The sequence below is a fragment of the Nocardia sp. NPDC019395 genome, from assembly GCF_040632335.1.
Classification (GTDB): Bacteria; Actinomycetota; Actinomycetes; order Mycobacteriales; family Mycobacteriaceae; genus Nocardia.
In genome coordinates this window covers 56,915-73,762 of sequence record NZ_JBEYBT010000008.1, presented here as the reverse complement: position 1 = coordinate 73,762, position 16,848 = coordinate 56,915, and the positions used below count along the sequence as shown (strand labels likewise).

Annotated in this window: 6 protein-coding genes; 5 read left to right on the top strand and 1 reads right to left on the bottom strand. The window is 67.0% G+C overall.

Annotation, left to right across the window (positions count from 1 at the left end):
• The first annotated feature begins 123 nt into the window (after positions 1–123).
• The 3 genes from ABZ827_RS19920 (at position 124) to ABZ827_RS19910 (ending at position 14,631) form a co-directional block, all read left to right on the top strand.
• Entirely contained in the window at positions 124–303 is a 180-nt protein-coding gene (locus tag ABZ827_RS19920) for a hypothetical protein (RefSeq protein WP_357238540.1), read from the top strand.
• Entirely contained in the window at positions 300–14,003 is a 13,704-nt protein-coding gene (locus tag ABZ827_RS19915; RefSeq protein WP_357238538.1) for an amino acid adenylation domain-containing protein, read from the top strand. The genes ABZ827_RS19920 and ABZ827_RS19915 overlap by 4 nt, the downstream gene beginning before the upstream one ends.
• A gap of 61 nt (positions 14,004–14,064) precedes the next feature.
• Positions 14,065–14,631, top strand: coding sequence for a Uma2 family endonuclease (locus ABZ827_RS19910; RefSeq protein WP_357238536.1), 567 nt, complete (start codon positions 14,065–14,067; stop codon positions 14,629–14,631).
• A 22-nt stretch (positions 14,632–14,653) separates the two neighbouring features.
• Here ABZ827_RS19910 and ABZ827_RS19905 read toward each other — a convergent pair whose 3' ends face one another.
• A complete protein-coding gene (locus tag ABZ827_RS19905) occupies positions 14,654–15,202 on the bottom strand; it encodes a Uma2 family endonuclease (RefSeq protein WP_357238534.1) in 549 nt (182 codons plus the stop codon).
• 227 nt (positions 15,203–15,429) lie between these two features.
• Here ABZ827_RS19905 and ABZ827_RS19900 point away from each other — a divergent pair, with 227 nt between their 5' ends.
• Positions 15,430–15,966 (top strand): potassium channel family protein, encoded by a 537-nt coding sequence (locus ABZ827_RS19900; RefSeq protein ID WP_357238532.1) that lies wholly within the window; start codon positions 15,430–15,432, stop codon positions 15,964–15,966.
• A gap of 9 nt (positions 15,967–15,975) precedes the next feature.
• The gene (locus ABZ827_RS19895) at positions 15,976–16,842 is read left to right on the top strand and encodes a DNA-formamidopyrimidine glycosylase family protein (RefSeq protein ID WP_357238530.1); all 867 of its coding nucleotides are present in this window, start codon (positions 15,976–15,978) and stop codon (positions 16,840–16,842) included.
• Positions 16,843–16,848: the final 6 nt, after the last annotated feature.

Below are 16,848 nucleotides of genomic sequence, written 5' to 3'. Positions count from 1 at the left end.
GCGGTGCGGGGTGCGGCCCCGCGATCCCGACGCCCGGTGCGGACGACGCCGGGCGTCGGGATCGTCTCGGCGAGGTTCCGAGCTGTCGGTGGTAACAGATCGGCGTCGGCTACCCATGTAATGATGGACGACGGAGAACCCGGCGGCGGACGGCTGCGCTCTTCGCGCGGTCCGGCGGTGGCCGGCACGGTTCGCCGCCGCGGGTGCACCCCCCAGCAAGCGCGCAAGGCAGACAAGGCAGGGTTGATGGGTTCGGTTATCGGTGAGCAGTGTGACCAGCGGCAGGAAGAGATCCAGGAATGACCCGAACGGCGCGCACCCGGCCCACCCGTACCCGGCGTCCTCGCGGGATCACCCTGCCCCAGCTCATGGCCACCGCGGTCGAGACCAACCCGACGGGTACCGCGGTCAGCTACGCGGATGCCACCGGCAACCTCGGGCGGCTCACCTACGCGGAACTGGATGAACGTTCCAATCGCCTGGCCCGCCTGCTCATCGCCCGCGGTATCGGTCCGGAGGATCTGGTCGCGATCGGGGTGACCCGTTCGATCGAATCGGTTGTCGCGATCTGGGCCGTCGCCAAGACCGGCGCCGGATACCTGCCGGTGGACCCGAACTATCCGATCGACCGCAAAACGTACATGGTCACCGATTCCGGCGCCGTCCTGGGCTTGACCGTGCGGGAATACATCACCGAGATGCCCGCCGAGGTGGGCTGGCTCACCATCGACGATCCGGAATTCGCGGCCGGGCTCACGCAGTACCCCGCCGAACCGGTGTCCTTCGACGAGCGGGTGCGGCCGCTGCGCGTCGAGCACCCGGCCTATGTCATCTACACCTCGGGCTCGACCGGCACTCCGAAGGGAGTCGTGGTCACCCAGGCCGGATTGGCCGGTTTCTGCGCCGAACAGCGGGAACGTTTCCGGGTCGACTCCACCGCTCGTACCCTGCACTTCGTCTCCCTGTCCTTCGACGCCTCGGTTTTCGAGTTGCTGCTGGCGGTGGGGGCGGCGGCGACCATGGTTGTCGCCTCGCCCACCGTGTACGGCGGTGACGAATTGGCCGGCCTGATGCGCGAGGAGAAGGTGACCCATGCCGTCTTCACGCCCGCCGCGCTGGCCTCTGTCGATCCGGCGGGTCTGAACGATCTGCGGGTGGTGATCGTCGGTGGCGAAGCCTGCCCGCCGGAACTGGTGCGTCGCTGGGCCGGCACCCTGTCGGACGGTCGCTCTCGCGAGTTCTACAACGGATACGGTCCGACCGAGACCACCATTGTGGTCAATATCAGCGAGCCGCTGAAACCCGACGAACCGGTCACCATCGGCACGCCGACCCGCGGCACCACCGAATACGTACTGGACGAACGGCTGGCACCGCTGCCCACCGGAGTCACGGGCGAACTGTATGTGGCGGGCGCCCAGCTGGCCCGCGGCTACCACGACAGGCGGGGGCTGACCGCGGAGCGTTTCGTCGCCAACCCGTTCGCGGACGACGGCTCCCGCCTCTACCGCACCGGCGACCTGGTCCGCTGGACGGCCGACGGTTCACTGGAGTACCTGGGCCGTAACGATTTCCAGGTGAAGATCCGCGGTTTCCGGATCGAACTGGGCGAGATCGACGCGGTACTGGCCGAACACGAATCGGTGGACTTCGCCGTCACCGTCGGCTACGAGCGTGCCGGTGGCGCCACCGTGCTCGCCGCCTATGTGCATCCGGCCCGCGGCGCCACCGTCGATATCGACGAACTGCTCGCACTGACCGCGAGCCGGATGCCCGCGCATATGGTTCCGGCGAGTATCACTGTGCTGGACCGGATTCCGCTCACGCCGGTCGGCAAGCTGGATCGTCGCGCGCTGCCCGAACCGCAGCTGCGCACCAGGGTGTACCGCGAGCCGGGGAGCCCGTTGGAAAAAGAGGTCGCTGCCGTCTTCGCCGATCTGCTGCGGCCGGCGGACCCGGTCGGCGCCGACGACGATTTCTTCGATCTCGGTGGTAATTCGCTGATCGCCACCCAGGCGGCGGCCCGGCTGGGTGTCATCGTGGACGCGCGGGTCCCCGCCCGGATGATCTTCGAGGCCTCCACCGTGGCCGGCCTCGCCGAACAGCTCGCCGAGATCGGGGATTCGGGTGACCGCCTCGCGCTCACCGCCGGTCCGCGTCCGGAGTCTGTGCCGTTGTCGCTGGCGCAGCAGCGGATGTGGTTCCTGAACCGGTTCGACGGTGATTCGGCGGCGTACAACATTCCGCTGGCGATCCGGTTGTCCGGTGCGCTGGATGTGGAAGCGTTGCGCGCGGCGGTCGCGGATGTGGTGGCGCGGCACGAGGTGTTGCGCACGGTGTACCCCGAGACCGAATCGGGTCCGGTGCAGGTCGTTCTGCCGGCCGGTGAGGCCGCGCCGCGGCTGGAGATCCGGTCGGTGAGCACCGGCGAGTTGATCCCGGCGGTTACGGAGCTGGCTTCGACCGGTTTCGACGTGACGGCCGAGGTGCCGTTGCGGGTAGCGTTGTTCGAAGTGGCCGACGCGGCCGGTGAATACGTACTGGCCATGGTGGTGCACCACATTTCCGGTGACGGCGTATCGGTGGGTCCGATGACCCGCGATGTGATGACCGCGTACGCGGCGCGCGCGGACGGCCGGGAGCCGGGCTGGGCGCCGTTGCCGGTGCAGTACGCCGATTTCAGTATCTGGCAGCGGGAACTGCTGGGCGACGAATCGGATCCGGAGTCGCTGGCGGCCCAGCAGATCGGGTACTGGCAGTCGATGCTGGCCGGGGTGCCGGATCAGCTGGATCTGCCGGCGGATCGGCCGCGTCCGGCGGTGCAGTCCTATGCCGGTGGCCGTGTGGCGGTCGAGGTCGATGCCGAGATCCATGCCGGTTTGCTGCGGCTCGCGCAGTCGCAGGGTGCCACATTGTTCATGGTGGTGCATTCGGCGCTCGCCGTACTGCTGGCGCGGTTGTCGGGTACCGACGACATCACTATCGGTACGCCGGTGGCGGGTCGTGGTGAGCAGGCCCTCGACGATTTGATCGGTATGTTCGTGAACACTCTGGTGTTCCGGACGCAGTTGGATCGTGGGGAGTCGTTCACCGGTCTGCTGAGTCGTCAGCGGGAGGTGGATCTCGCGGCGTTCGCGAACGCGGACGTGCCGTTCGAGCGCTTGGTGGAGGTGCTGAACCCGGTTCGTTCGACGGCGCGGCATCCGTTGTTCCAGGTGGGTTTCTCGTTCCAGAACCTGGCGCAGTCGAGCCTGGAGTTGCCGGGTCTGACGGTATCGGGTGTGGATTTCGATACCGAGGTCTCGCAGTTCGATCTGCATCTCATCGTCGGTGACGGCTACGACGACGCGGGCACGCCGCAGGGGATAGCCGGCTCGATCACCTACGCGACAGCGTTGTTCGATCGGGCAACGGTGCAGGGATTCGCCGACCGGTTCACCCGGTTGTTGTCGGAGATCGTGGCGGATCCGCGGGTGCCGGTCGGGGACCTCGAAATCGTGGGTCCGGCCGAGCGGGCGCTGCTGCTGGACGAGCGGAATTCGACTGTCCAGGAGCTGGATTCCGCTGCGACGCTGGTGTCGCTGCTGGATGATTCGGTGGCCGGGGCGCCGGACGCGGTGGCGTTGGTGGCTGCTGATGGTTCTCCGGTGTCGTACGCGGAGCTGGGTGCGCGGGTCAACCGGTTGGCGCGGTATCTGATCGGGCAGGGCGTGGGTCCCGAAGCTCGGGTCGGGCTGGCGTTGCGGCGGTCGGTGGACCTGGTCGTCGCGATGTATGCCGTATCGGCTGCCGGTGGTGTCTATGTGCCGGTCGATCCGGACCAGGCTGCCGAGCGCAGCGAATACATCCTGGCCGCCGCGGGACCGGTCTGTGTGCTGACCGATACCGCCACCGGGTTCGGCGTCGACGGCAATGTCCCGGCGGTCGATGTGCCGGTGCTGGTTGTGGACAGCCTCGATCTCGCCGGCTTCGACGCGTCGGCGGTTGCCGATGTGGAACGAGTTATCCCGTTGCGGTCGTCGAACACGGCGTATGTGATCTTCACGTCGGGTTCGACCGGGCGCCCGAAGGGCGTGGCGGTATCGCACGCGGCGATCGTTAATCAGTTGTGTTATGTCACAGCCGATTTCGTGCTGGATTCATCGGATGCGGTGCTGCTGAAGACGGCGGCGACGTTCGATTTGTCGGTATGGGAGTTCTGGCTCGCGGCGGTATGTGGCGGCCGGACGGTTATCGCATCGCCGGAGGGTCATCGGGATCCGTCGTATCTGAATGCGTTGATGGCTCGGGAGCGGGTGACCACGCTGACGGTGGTGCCGTCGATGCTGGATGCCCTGGCGGCCGCCGAAGCGGGGGTGCCGGGTTCGTTGCGGCGGGTGCTGGCGATCGGTGAAGCACTGCCCGCCGCGACGGCGCAGCGGATGCGCAGCGAGCACCCGGAGACCGAGCTGTTCAATTTGTACGGTCCGACCGAGGCCGCGGTATCGATCACCACGCACCGCGTCAGCACTGCTGATGTGGTTTCCGTGCCGATCGGTGTGCCGCAATGGAATTCGCGTGTGTATGTGCTGGATTCCCGGTTGGCGCCGGTGCCCGACGGTGTATCGGGGGAGTTGTATCTCGCGGGGGCGCAGCTCGCGGCGGGTTACTTCGGCCGCTCGGATCTGAGCGCGGAGCGGTTCGTCGCCGATCCGTTCGTGCCCGGGCAGCGGATGTATCGCACCGGTGATCTCGTGGTGTGGAATCGGGACGGTGAGCTGGAGTATCGGGGTCGTACCGATTTCCAGGTCAAGATCCGTGGTTTCCGGATCGAGCTCGGTGAGATCGAGGCCGCGCTACTGGCGTTGCCGGAGGTCGGTCAGGCCGCGGTGGTGGCGAAATCGGATCCGCGGACCGGGGACCGGCTGGTCGGGTACGTGGTGCCGGTGGACGGTGCGTCGGGCCTGGATCAGTCGTTGCTCCAGTCGGAGCTGGGCAGGCAGTTGCCGTCGTATATGGTGCCGTCCGCTTTTGTGGAGCTCGAGGCCTTGCCGTTGAACATCAACGGGAAGCTGGATCGTAAAGCCTTGCCGGAGCCCGTTTTCGAATCGCGGGAGTTCCGGGCGCCGTCGACGCCGATCGAGGAGATCGTGGCCGGGGTCTTCGCCGAAGTGCTCGGGTTGGACCGGGCCGGTGTGGACGACGACTTCTTCGCCATCGGTGGTAACTCGCTGGTCGCGACCCAGGTGGTTGCCCGGCTGGGTAAGGCGCTGGATACGCGGGTGCCGGTCCGGGTGCTGTTCGAGGCGCCCACGGTCGGTGCGCTGGCGGTTCGGGTCGAACAGCACGCGGGTGCCGGCGGGCGCACGGCATTGGTCGCGGGTCCGCGGCCGGAATTCGTGCCGTTGTCGCTGGCGCAGCAGCGAATGTGGTTCCTCAACCAGTTCGACACCGATTCGGCGGCCTACAATATTCCGGTCGCGATCCGGCTCTCCGGAGATCTCGACGTGACGGCATTGCGGCAGGCCGTGGCGGATGTGGCGCAGCGGCACGAAACCCTGCGAACCGTGTACCCCTCCCGGGACGGGCGACCGTACCAGCTGGTGTTACCGGTCGAACAGGCGGTTCCGGACCTGGCACCACTTCCGGTGGCGCCGGACGATTTACGCGATCGGATCTCGGAGATGGTGGCCGCCGGCTTCGATGTGACGACCGAACTCCCACTGCGGATGGCGCTGTTCCGTCCGGCCGAAGGCGAGTACGTCCTGGTGTTCGTCGTCCATCACATCAGCGCCGACGGCTGGTCGATGGCGCCGCTGACACGTGATGTGATGACCGCTTACGCCGCCCGCACCGCCGGCTCCGCGCCCGGCTGGGCGCCGCTGCCGGTGCAGTACGCCGATTACAGCATGTGGCAGCGCGAGATCCTCGGCTCCGAGGACGATCCCGACAGCCTGGTCAGCGCGCAGGTCGACTACTGGCGTAAGACGCTGGCCGGTCTGCCGGATGAGCTGAACCTGCCCGGTGACCGGCCGCGCCCGAATGTTCAGTCGTTCGCCGGCGGCACCGTGCCGTTCTCGATCGACCCGGAGTTGCACGATGCCGTGAAGCGGCTGGCCGCCGAACACAACACCACGGTGTTCATGGTGGTGCATGCCGTACTGGCGCTGTTCCTGGCGCGTATATCTGCCACCGATGATGTGGCGGTGGGGACACCGATCGCCGGGCGTGGTGAAGCCGAACTCGATGATGTGGTCGGGATGTTCGTCAACACCCTGGTGTTGCGTTCGCATGTCCGGGGCGAATCGAGTTTCGGTGAGTTCCTGGAGGCGACCAAGGAAGCCGATCTCCAGGCCTTCGCGCATTCGGATGTGCCGTTCGAGCGGCTGGTGGAGGCGGTGGATGTGGAGCGTTCCACCGCCCGGCATCCGTTGTTCCAGGTGGCGTTGTCATTCGAGAACCTGCCGGTATCCGATTTCGAACTGCCCGGGCTGCGCGTCGCCGGTGTCGATTTCGATATCGAGACCGCCAAATTCGATCTCTCGCTCCGCGTTGTCGAAACGGGTGCGGGAATGGCGGCGGAGTTCTCCTTCGCGCGTGATCTGTTCGAGGAGGACACCGTCGCGGTCTTCGCCCGCCGGTTCCTGCACCTGCTGGCCGCCGTCGGCCGGAACCCGGAAGCGCCGATCGGTGATCTGCCGGTTATCGACGACTCCGAATACCGTTTGCTCACCCATATCCACGGTGACGCGGTGATGGCGACCGGCCTGTTGCCGGAAATCCTCACGCACGGTGCCCGGGTGAATCCGGACGGTGTGGCGGTTCGTTACCGCGGCCGGTCGGTGACGTATCGGGAGCTGGACGCGGAATCGTCGCGGATGGCCCGGGTGCTGATCGATCACGGTGTCGGCCCGGAACGGATTGTGGCGCTGTCGTTCCCGCGGTCCTACGAAATGGTGCTGGCGTTCTGGGCGGTAGCCAAGGCCGGTGGTGCGCATGTTCCGGTGGATCCGAATTATCCGGACGACCGGATACGCCATATGCTCACCGACTCCGGTGCTGTTCTCGGCCTGACCGGTAACGAGTTCGTCGACCGGTTGCCGGGTGCGGTGCAGTGGTTGCGGCTGGACGACCCGGAGTTCCGGGCGCGGGTGGCGGCGAAGCCGGACAGCCGGGTGACCGATGCCGAGCGGAGCGCGCCGCTGATGATGTGGCATCCGGCGTATGTCATCTACACCTCCGGTTCGACCGGTCTGCCCAAGGGCGTCGTGGTGACCCATGCCGGTATCGGTGGTCTCGCCGATGTCGCCGTCGATCTGTATCAGCTCGAGCCGGGACACCGGTTCCTGCATATCTGTTCGCCGAGTTTCGATCCCTCGGTGCTGGAATGGGTGTGCACCGGCTTTGTCGGCGCGACGCTGGTGGTGGTTCCGGGTGAGATCATCGGCGGCCCCGACCTGGCCGAATTGCTGCGGACCGAAGAGGTCACCCACACCATCATCACGCCCGCGGTACTGGGAACGATGGATCCGGCGGGTCTCGACGCGCTCGAAGTGGTATCGGTCGGTGGCGATGTGACCACACCGGAACTGCTGGCGAAATGGGAACCGGGACGGAAGTACTTCAACGGTTACGGGCCCACCGAAACGACGATCATCTCCTCGTACGCGCAATTGCTTCCCGGCGAACACGTCACCATCGGCGACCCGGTGCACGGGATGTCCGCGCTGGTCCTGGACGCCCGGTTGAATCCGGTACCGCCGGGCGTAGCCGGTGAACTGTATCTGGCCGGCGGTGCGCTGGCCCGCGGCTATCACAACCGGCCCGGCCTGACCGCCGACCGGTTCGTCGCCAACCCGTTCAGTTTCGAGGGTTCGCGGATGTATCGCACCGGCGATGTGGTGCGGTGGTACGCGGATCCGGGTAAGCGGGCAGGTAACGAGGCGTTGCCGACCGTGGACTGGGAACTGGACTATGTGGGTCGCTCGGACTTCCAGGTCAAGATCCGCGGGTTCCGGGTGGAACTGGGTGAGGTCGATACGGCGCTGGCCGCGCACCCGGATATCGACTACGCGGTGACACTCGGCCGGGAAACGGACGCGGGCGCGACGATTCTGGTGTCGTATGTGCTGACGGTGCCGGGCCGTGCGGTGGATACCGGCGCCCTGACCGAATTCGTCTCGCATCGGCTGCCGGCGCATATGGTGCCGTCGGTGATCATGATGCTGGACGAGATCCCGCTGACTCCGGTGGGCAAGCTGGACCGTAAAGCCCTGCCGGAACCGGTGCTGGCGGCACAGTCCTTCCGGGCCCCGGTCGGCGAGGTCGAGACGATCATCTGCGAGGTTTTCGCCGACGTTCTGGGCATGGGCCGGGTCGGGGTGGACGATTCGTTCTTCGCGCTCGGTGGCGACAGCATCCTCTCGATCCAGCTGGTGTCGCGGGCCAAGGGCCGCGGCGTGGTCTTCACACCCCGCGATGTATTCGAGCGGCGGACCGTGGCCGCGCTCGCCGAGATCGCCACGCTCGGTAGCGCGGACGAACAGCTGCCGGCGGAGCTGCCCGGCGGCGGGGTCGGTGCGATGCCGGTACTGCCGGTCATGTCCCAGATTCTGCGCGGAAACAACTCCTATCAGCGGTTCTCGCAGCCGATGATGCTGCGGCTACCGGCCGATATCGACCGCGAGACCCTGATCGGCACGCTGGCCGCGGTATTCGACCATCACGACGCCCTGCGCACCCGGCTGTGGACCACCGAGGGGGCGCCGGCATTCGAGGCACTCGCGCCGGGCGCGATCGATATCGACGCACTGGTGCGGAAGGTCGAACTCGACGAGTCGATCGCGGAAGACGAACTCATCCGCCGCGCATCCGCCGAATTCGACGCCGCGCTGGGTCGTCTGGACCCGGCCGCCGCGGTGATGGCCCAGTTCGTATGGTTCTCCTTCCGCGGGCAGCGGCGGGATGTGCTGCTCTTAGTGGCGCACCACTTCGTGGTCGACGGTGTGTCCTGGCGCATCATCATCCCGGATCTGGCGTCGGCCTGGTCGCAGATCGCGGCCGGGCAGCCGGTGGCGTTGCCGGCGGTGGGGACCTCGTTGCGGCGCTGGTCGCACGGGCTGGCCGAATCCGCTGTCGATCCCGCCCGGGTCGCGGAACTGCCGTACTGGCAGAAGGTCGCGTCGACCCCCGACCCGCTGCTGGGCGGGCGCCCGTTCGATCCGGCCGTCGATACCAACGCGACGGTCGAAAGGTTCGAGATCTCGTTGCCCGCCGATATCACCGAGGCGGTGCTGACGACGACCGGTGCCCGCTACCACGGCGGCCCCAACGACGCGTTGTTGTCCGCGCTCGTACTGGCCCTCGCCCGCTGGCGCGGTGCCGGTCCGGACGCGGCGGCGCTGGTCAAACTCGAGGGCCACGGCCGCGAAGAGACCGTGGTGCCCGGTGCCGATCTGTCCCGCACCGTCGGCTGGTTCACCGCTGTGCATCCGGTGCGCTTGGAACTGCCGGGAATCGATCTCGACGACGCCTTCGCGGGAGGGCCGGCCTTCGGCGCCCTGGTGAAATCGGTGAAGGAGCAACTGCTCGCCGTACCGGACAAGGGCCTCGGCTATGGACTGCTGCGCTATCTGAACCCCGAAACCGGTGCGCGGCTACCGGAATCGGTGCCGGGACAGATCAGTTTCAACTATCTGGGCCGGGTCTCCACCGGTGAGATCACCCCAGAACTGGCCGAACTCGGCTGGATGCCGACCGCCGATCTGGGCCCCGTCGACGCGGATATGGACCGCGATATGCCCGCCAACGGGGTGCTGGATATCAACGCCATCGTCAACTCCGGCGCGGACGGCCCGGTACTGAGTGCCTCGTTCGCCTACCCCAGCGGGTTGCTCACCGAGGCCGCGGCGCGCGAATTCGCGGATCTGTGGGTCGCCGCGCTCACCGGGCTGGCCGGCCATATCCGCCGGCCGGAGGCGGGCGGTTTCACCCCGTCCGATATGTCGCTGGTGCGGGTTTCGCAAACCGATATCGAACGATGGGAGCGCGGTTATCCGGCGCTGACCGAGGTCTGGCCGCTGTCGCCGCTGCAATCGGGCCTGCTGTTCCACGCTCAGCTCGTCGGCGACGGTCACGATGTCTACACCATGCAGTCGACGGTCGATCTGGCCGGGATCGTGGACCCGGCCCGGTTGCGCCGGGCCGCCGAAACGATGGTCGGCCGCTACCCCAACCTGCGGACCGCGTTCGTCGCCGATACCGAGGGCCAGTGGGTGCAGGTGGTCCTCGACTCCGTCTCGGTGCCGTGGCGCGATATCGATCTGCGTGACCTGCCGGAGCCCGAACGCGCGGCCGAACTGAGCCGGCTGCTGGCCGCCGATCAAGCGGACCATTTCGATATGTCGGCGCCGCCGATGATCCGGTTCCACCTCGTCCGGTTGGGCGAGGACACCTGGCAACTGGCGATCACCACCCATCACATCCTGCTCGACGGCTGGTCCATGCCGCTGCTCATGCGGGAGCTGCTGGTGCTGTACGCGCTGCGCGGGGATACCTCCGCCCTGCCGCGGGTGGCCTCGTACCGGAACTTCCTGTCCTGGCTCGCCACCCGGGACCGGGCCGCGTCCGAGCAGGCTTGGCGCGACGCGCTGGCCGGGTTCACCGAACCGTCGGTGCTGGCACCCGAGCCGGTGTCGCCGGAGAACTACGAGATGGGCACCTACCTCGCGGAGATCGACAAGGACCGCACCCGGCAACTCGCCGCGCGCGCCGCCGATCTCGGGATCACGATGAACACCCTGCTGCAGGCCGCCTGGGGTGTGCTGCTCGGCTGGATCACCGGTCGTGACGATGTGGTGTTCGGTGCGACGGTATCCGGCCGTCCCGCGGAGCTGCCCGGGATCGAATCCATGGTCGGTCTGTTCATCAACACCCTGCCGGTGCGGGTGCGGGTCGATCATCGGGCATCCACCAGCGACCTGCTCACCGAACTGCAGCGGGAACAAGCCGCGCTGCTGGAACACCACTACCTCGGGCTGACCGATATCCAACGGGCCGCCGGGACCGCGGTGCGGTTCGACAGCCTGTTCGTTTTCGAGTCCTATCCCACCGACGCCGCCGCGGTCGCCGCCACCAGCGATATCGACGGTATGTCGATCACCGGTGTGGGGACGCGCGATAACAGCCACTATCCGCTGACCCTGGTGGTGTCGGCCGACAGCACGGTCCAGATCATGCTGAAGTACCTGCACAGCCGGTTCGACGCGACCGTCGTCGAAACGCTGGCCGCGCGACTGCTGCGGGTGATCGACCACCTGGTCGACGCGCCGCGGCTGCCGGTGGGGGAGGCGGAGTTCCTGAGCCCCACCGAGCGCGCGGAGCTGGGATCGCGTTCCGGTGGCCCCGCGGTACCGGCCGGTACTCTGCCGGAACTGTTCGCCGCGGCGGTGGCGGTGGATCCGGCCGCACCGGCCCTGATCTTCCGGGACGAGCGGTTGTCCTACGGTCAGGTCGACGAGCGTTCGAACCGGTTGGCCCGGGCGCTGATCGGCCGTGGCGCCGGTACCGAGGATCTGGTGGCGGTCGCGATGCCGCGGTCGGCGGATTCGGTGCTGGTGGAATTGGCGGTCTCGAAATCGGGTGCGGCGTTCGTACCGGTCGATCCCACGTATCCGGCGGACCGGATCGCGCATATGCTCAGCGATTCGAACGCGCGGGTCGGTGTGACGGTGTCGGCGGTGCGACCGGATCTGCCGAATTCGGTGGACTGGCTGGTACTCGACGAAATGCCGCTGGCGGAGTATCCGGCCGGCCCCGTCACCGATGTGGATCGTGCGCGGCCGCTGACTCCCGCGAACACCGCCTATGTCATCTACACCTCGGGTTCCACGGGTCTGCCCAAGGGCGTGGTGGTCACGCATGCCGGGCTGGCGAATTTCAGTGCCGAGCAGGTCGAGCGGTACCGGCTCGATTCGAGCTCGCGGGCGCTGGCGTTCGCGTCGCCGTCGTTCGACGCGTCGATCCTGGAATTGCTGCTCGCGGTGGGTTCGGCGGGTGCTCTCGTGGTGGTTGCGCCGGGCGTCTACGGTGGTGCCGAATTGGGTGAGTTGATCGCCCGTGAGCGTGTCACCGTCGGGTTGATCACGCCGTCGGTGCTGGCGTCGCTGGATCCCGCGGATCTGGCGGGGATGCGGGTCATCATCGCCGGTGGTGAGGCCGTTTCGGCGGATCTGGTGGCGAAATGGTCCACGGTGCCCGCCGGTGGGGTCGAGCGCCGGTTCCACAATGCGTACGGGCCGACCGAGGCCACCGTCGCCACGAATATCAGTGGTCCGTTGTCCATCGGTGATCCGGTGACCATCGGCGGTCCGGTGCGCGGGACGCGCGCCCTGATCCTCGACGACCGGCTGAACCCGGTGCCCGAAGGAGTGGTCGGCGAACTGTATGTCGGTGGTATCCAACTGGCCCGCGGCTATCACGCCCGGACGGGTCTGACCGCGCAGCGTTTCGTCGCCGATCCGTTCGGCGGCCCCGGGTCGCGGTTGTACCGCACCGGCGATATCGTGCGCTGGCGGCGCGACGGTGCCGGTGATCCGGCAGTGGAGTACGTGGGCCGCAACGACTTCCAGGTCAAGGTTCGCGGTTTCCGGATCGAGCTCGGCGAGATCGACGCCGCGCTCACGGTGCACGAATCCGTCGATTTCGCGGTCACGATCGGCCACGAGAGCGCGGCGGGAGCCGTATCGCTGGTCTCGTATGTGGTTACCGTGCCGGGGTATTCGGTCGATGCGACCGAATTGCGTGAGTTCGCCGGGCGGCAGGTGCCCTCGTATATGGTGCCGTCGTCGATCATGGTGATCGATCGGATCCCGTTGACCCCGGCCGGGAAACTGGACCGCGGCGCGCTACCCGAACCGGTATTCGACGCTGCCGATTTCCGCGCACCCAGGTCGCCGCTGGAATACACGGTCGCCGAGATCTTCGCCGATGTCCTGGGCGTGGACCGGGTCGGGGTCGACGATTCGTTCTTCGCCCTCGGCGGCAACTCGCTGCTCGCGACCAAGGTCGTGGCCCGGCTCGCCGTGGAGACCGGTATCGATATCAGCGTGCAGTGGTTGTTCACCGACGCGACCGTCGGCGGCCTCGCCGCCCGGCTCGCCGCACCGGCCGAAGCCGAAGCACTGTCCGAGGCGGCGCTGCGGGTGGTCCTGCCCATCCGGGAAACCGGTGACGCGACCCCGATCTTCGCCATCCACGCCCGGGACGGGCTGGCATGGAGCTTCGCCGGGCTGACCCGGCTGCTTCCGGAAGATCAGCCCATATACGGTCTGCAGTCGCCCGCGTACTCCGAAACCGGCTACGCCCCGGCCTCGCTGGCGGAAATCGCGGCCCGCTACCTGGCCGAGATCCGGCGGATTCAGCCGACCGGCCCCTACCGGCTGCTCGGCTGGTCGCTGGGCGGGGTCCTGGCCCACGCCGTCGCTACCGAACTGCAGGCGGCGGGCGAACAGGTCGAGATGCTGGCGATGCTCGACAGTCACCCGGCCGTCGATCCCGGCGTCTTCGAGTCCGCGGTCCGCGCGGCGCTCGTGGAGCAGGGCATCGTCACCGGAGAAACAGGTGAGGACGTCGGTGAACTCAGTGATGCGGAACTGGCCCGGTTGCACGAGCTGATCCCGCCGGAGCTGCTGCGGTTGCCGGTGGACCGGCTTCGCGGGGTGTACCGGACGGCGGTGCGGTCCGCGGAACTGATCGCCGACCACCGGCCGGGGATCTACCAGGGTGTCGTCGACTTCTTCCGCGCCGATATACCGACCCCCGGCGTAGAACAGCCCGGACCCACAGCGGATCTCTGGCGGCCCTACGTATCCGGTGAAGTCGCCGAGTACGCGGTAACCGCCACGCATGAGGAGATGACTACGGCGGAAGCGTTCTCGGTGATCGCTCCACGGCTACTGATCCGGCTCGGTAAACCGTCCGGAAAGGAGAACGGACCGTCGGATCCGCACGAAAACGCAGGATAGACTCCACGTAGTACCCGCGGAGAGACGCGGTCTCGAATCAGCCTGGAGGTGTCCGACGGCAATGCCCCCGGGACTTGACCGGTGGACTGCGGCCGATCTTGACCGTATGCCGGAAGACGGCTTGCGATACGAGGTGTTGAACGGTCAGCTCGTCGTGAACGCTGCTCCCGAACCACGCCACCAATGGCTCATCAGGCGGCTCGGCCGGATCTTGGACGATGCTGTACCGGTGAACTGGGTGGTCCTCGAAGGTGTCGGCGTGCTCATCGGAGATGATGAGCCCATCCCGGACCTGATCGTGGCCGAGGGGCCGATCTCCTGGGACGACCGCGGGATACCGGTGGAGCAGGTGCACCTGGCCGTCGAAGTGGTTTCCAGATCCACCACCTTGGCGGATCGGATGACCAAACCGGTGGTATACGCCGAAGCCGGAATTCCGCACTACTGGCGGTTCGAGATCAACTCGTTCAAGGGTCGGTTACCGGGCGAGGAGCTGCCGGTCCTGTTCGCTCACACACTGGGTTCCGAGCAGGTCTACGAACAGACCCATCGGGTAACTGCCGGCGATACGGCGACGCTCCACGATCCTTTCGAGATCACTATCGCCCCGGCAGCCCTGCTTCCCTGACCCTCGATCGCGGGCCGGCCGATCAGGGCTCGGTGGCCCTGGTCAGGTCCAGTTCGATCTCGAACGGCACCGTGATCTGCAGTTTGTCGTGATGGATACCTGTAAGGGCATACGCCGCGGTGGCCGGATCCAGTTCGTAAACGTAGACAACGGCCCGGCCGTCCACGTTCTCCACCCGCCAGAAATGCGGGATACCGGCTTCGGCGTAGAGCTGCGGTTTGCGTTTGCGGTCCCGTTCGACGGAGTCGGGGGAGACCACCTCGATGACGAGCAGAACGTCAGCGGGCTTATAGTCCGTTTGGTCGAGTCCGGTGTCCGCCGCCGCGGCTGTGACCAATACATCGGGCTCCGGCCGCTGCCGGTCGCTGAGCGTAATGGTCATTTCGCGGTCTACTTCGAATTCTTCCGGTGCCTGGCGCCTGAGTCCCAGGCGGAAAAAATCCACGACACGCCTGTGGAACTTCTTTTGCGGGCTCACGAAAACGAGGCTCCCGTCGATCAGTTCGGTATGCGAGGGTAGATCGGGTAGCCGGTCGAGGTCTTCGGCGAAGTAGCCCTCGGGTGGCGGCACCGGCCAACCCTGAGACGGCTGGTGTTCCGTCGGCATCGGGTCGGCGGTCATATAACCCCTCGCTCTGCGCACAGTGATCGACTGACTCGACCAGTATTGCACGAGCCGGTGACCTGTGTTTTCGCGATCCGTGAGGTTGATCAGGTGGCGTCGGCCCACCCGACGAATCCCTTCGCTCTCCGGCGTGCCCGCCGGGCGAATCCGGGATTCCGGCCGATTATGACGACATGGCATCTCGACGGATCAGTGGCCGGGCGCATCTGTGGCGTAACGCGGGCACTGTGGTGTCTGCTCTGCTGTTCTACTATTTCGTTCCGGTCGGGTTCGATTTTCCCGGTTACTGGCCCCTGCGCGTGGTGACGGTGCTGGCGTTCACCGCCGGTGTGGCCGGGCTGGCGTGGCTCGCGTACCGGCGGATCGGTCAGTTCCTGATCGCGAGCCGGGACACCGGGCACCGGGTCGACGGTCTGCTCTTCCTGGTCTCGCTGGTGGTGGTGTTCTTCGCGCTCTTCTATTACGTGCTCGAACTGCGCGACCCCGGCCAGTTCACCGAGATGCGGACCCGCACCGACGCGCTGTATTACACCGTCGCGACCCTGGGAACCGTCGGGTTCGGCGATATCCACGCCGCCGGGCAGGCGGCCCGAATCGGCACCACGGTGCAGATGGCCTTCGATCTGGTGTTCATCGGAACCCTGGTCACGGTGATGAGCACCGGGCTCACCCGGCGTTTGGACGCCGCGGATGTCACACCACCCCGGTAGCCTGATCCCGTGCCCGAACTACCGGAAGTGGAGGCGCTGGCGCAGTTCTTGCGGGAGCATGCGGCCGGTGCCGTGGTGGGGCGTATCGATATCGCGGCGTTGAGCGCGATCAAAACCTTCGACCCGCCGGTGACGGCCCTGTCGGGCCGGGATGTCACGGGCGCCGGGCGGTGGGGGAAGTTCCTCGGCATGGACTGCGGAGGGTTGTGGCTGATCACCCATCTCTCCCGGGCCGGGTGGCTGCGCTGGACCGATAATCCGAGTGCCGGCCCGCCGAAACCCGGTCGGGGGCCCTTGGCGTTGCGGGTGCATTTCTTCACTCCGGAAGGGGCGACTCCAGCCTTCGACCTCACCGAAGCCGGTACCAAGAAGCGGCTGGCGGTCTATATCGTGCACGACCCGGCGGACGTACCGGGAATCGCCCGGCTCGGACCGGACGCCCTCGCCGTGACCGAGGCGGAGTTCGCCGCGTTACTGGGCGCGGCATCCGGCCGGATCAAGAACGTACTGGTCGACCAATCGGTGCTCGCCGGTATCGGTAACGCCTACTCCGACGAGATACTGCACACCGCGCGCATATCCCCGTTCGCCACCGCGAAAACCTTGCCGGAGGCAAAGGTATCGGCGCTGTACGACGCCCTTCGTACGGTTCTGCTGGACGCTGTCACCCGGTCGGTCGGTCAGGACGCGGCACGTCTCAAGGGGGAGAAACGTTCGGGTATGCGGGTGCACGGCCGTACCGGACTGCCCTGCCCGGTATGCGGGGATACGGTCCGTGAGGTCGCGTTCACGGACCGGTCGTTCCAGTACTGCCCCACCTGCCAGACCGGCGGCAAGGTCCTGGCCGATCGCCGGATGTCACGCCTGCTGAAGTAGCGGCCG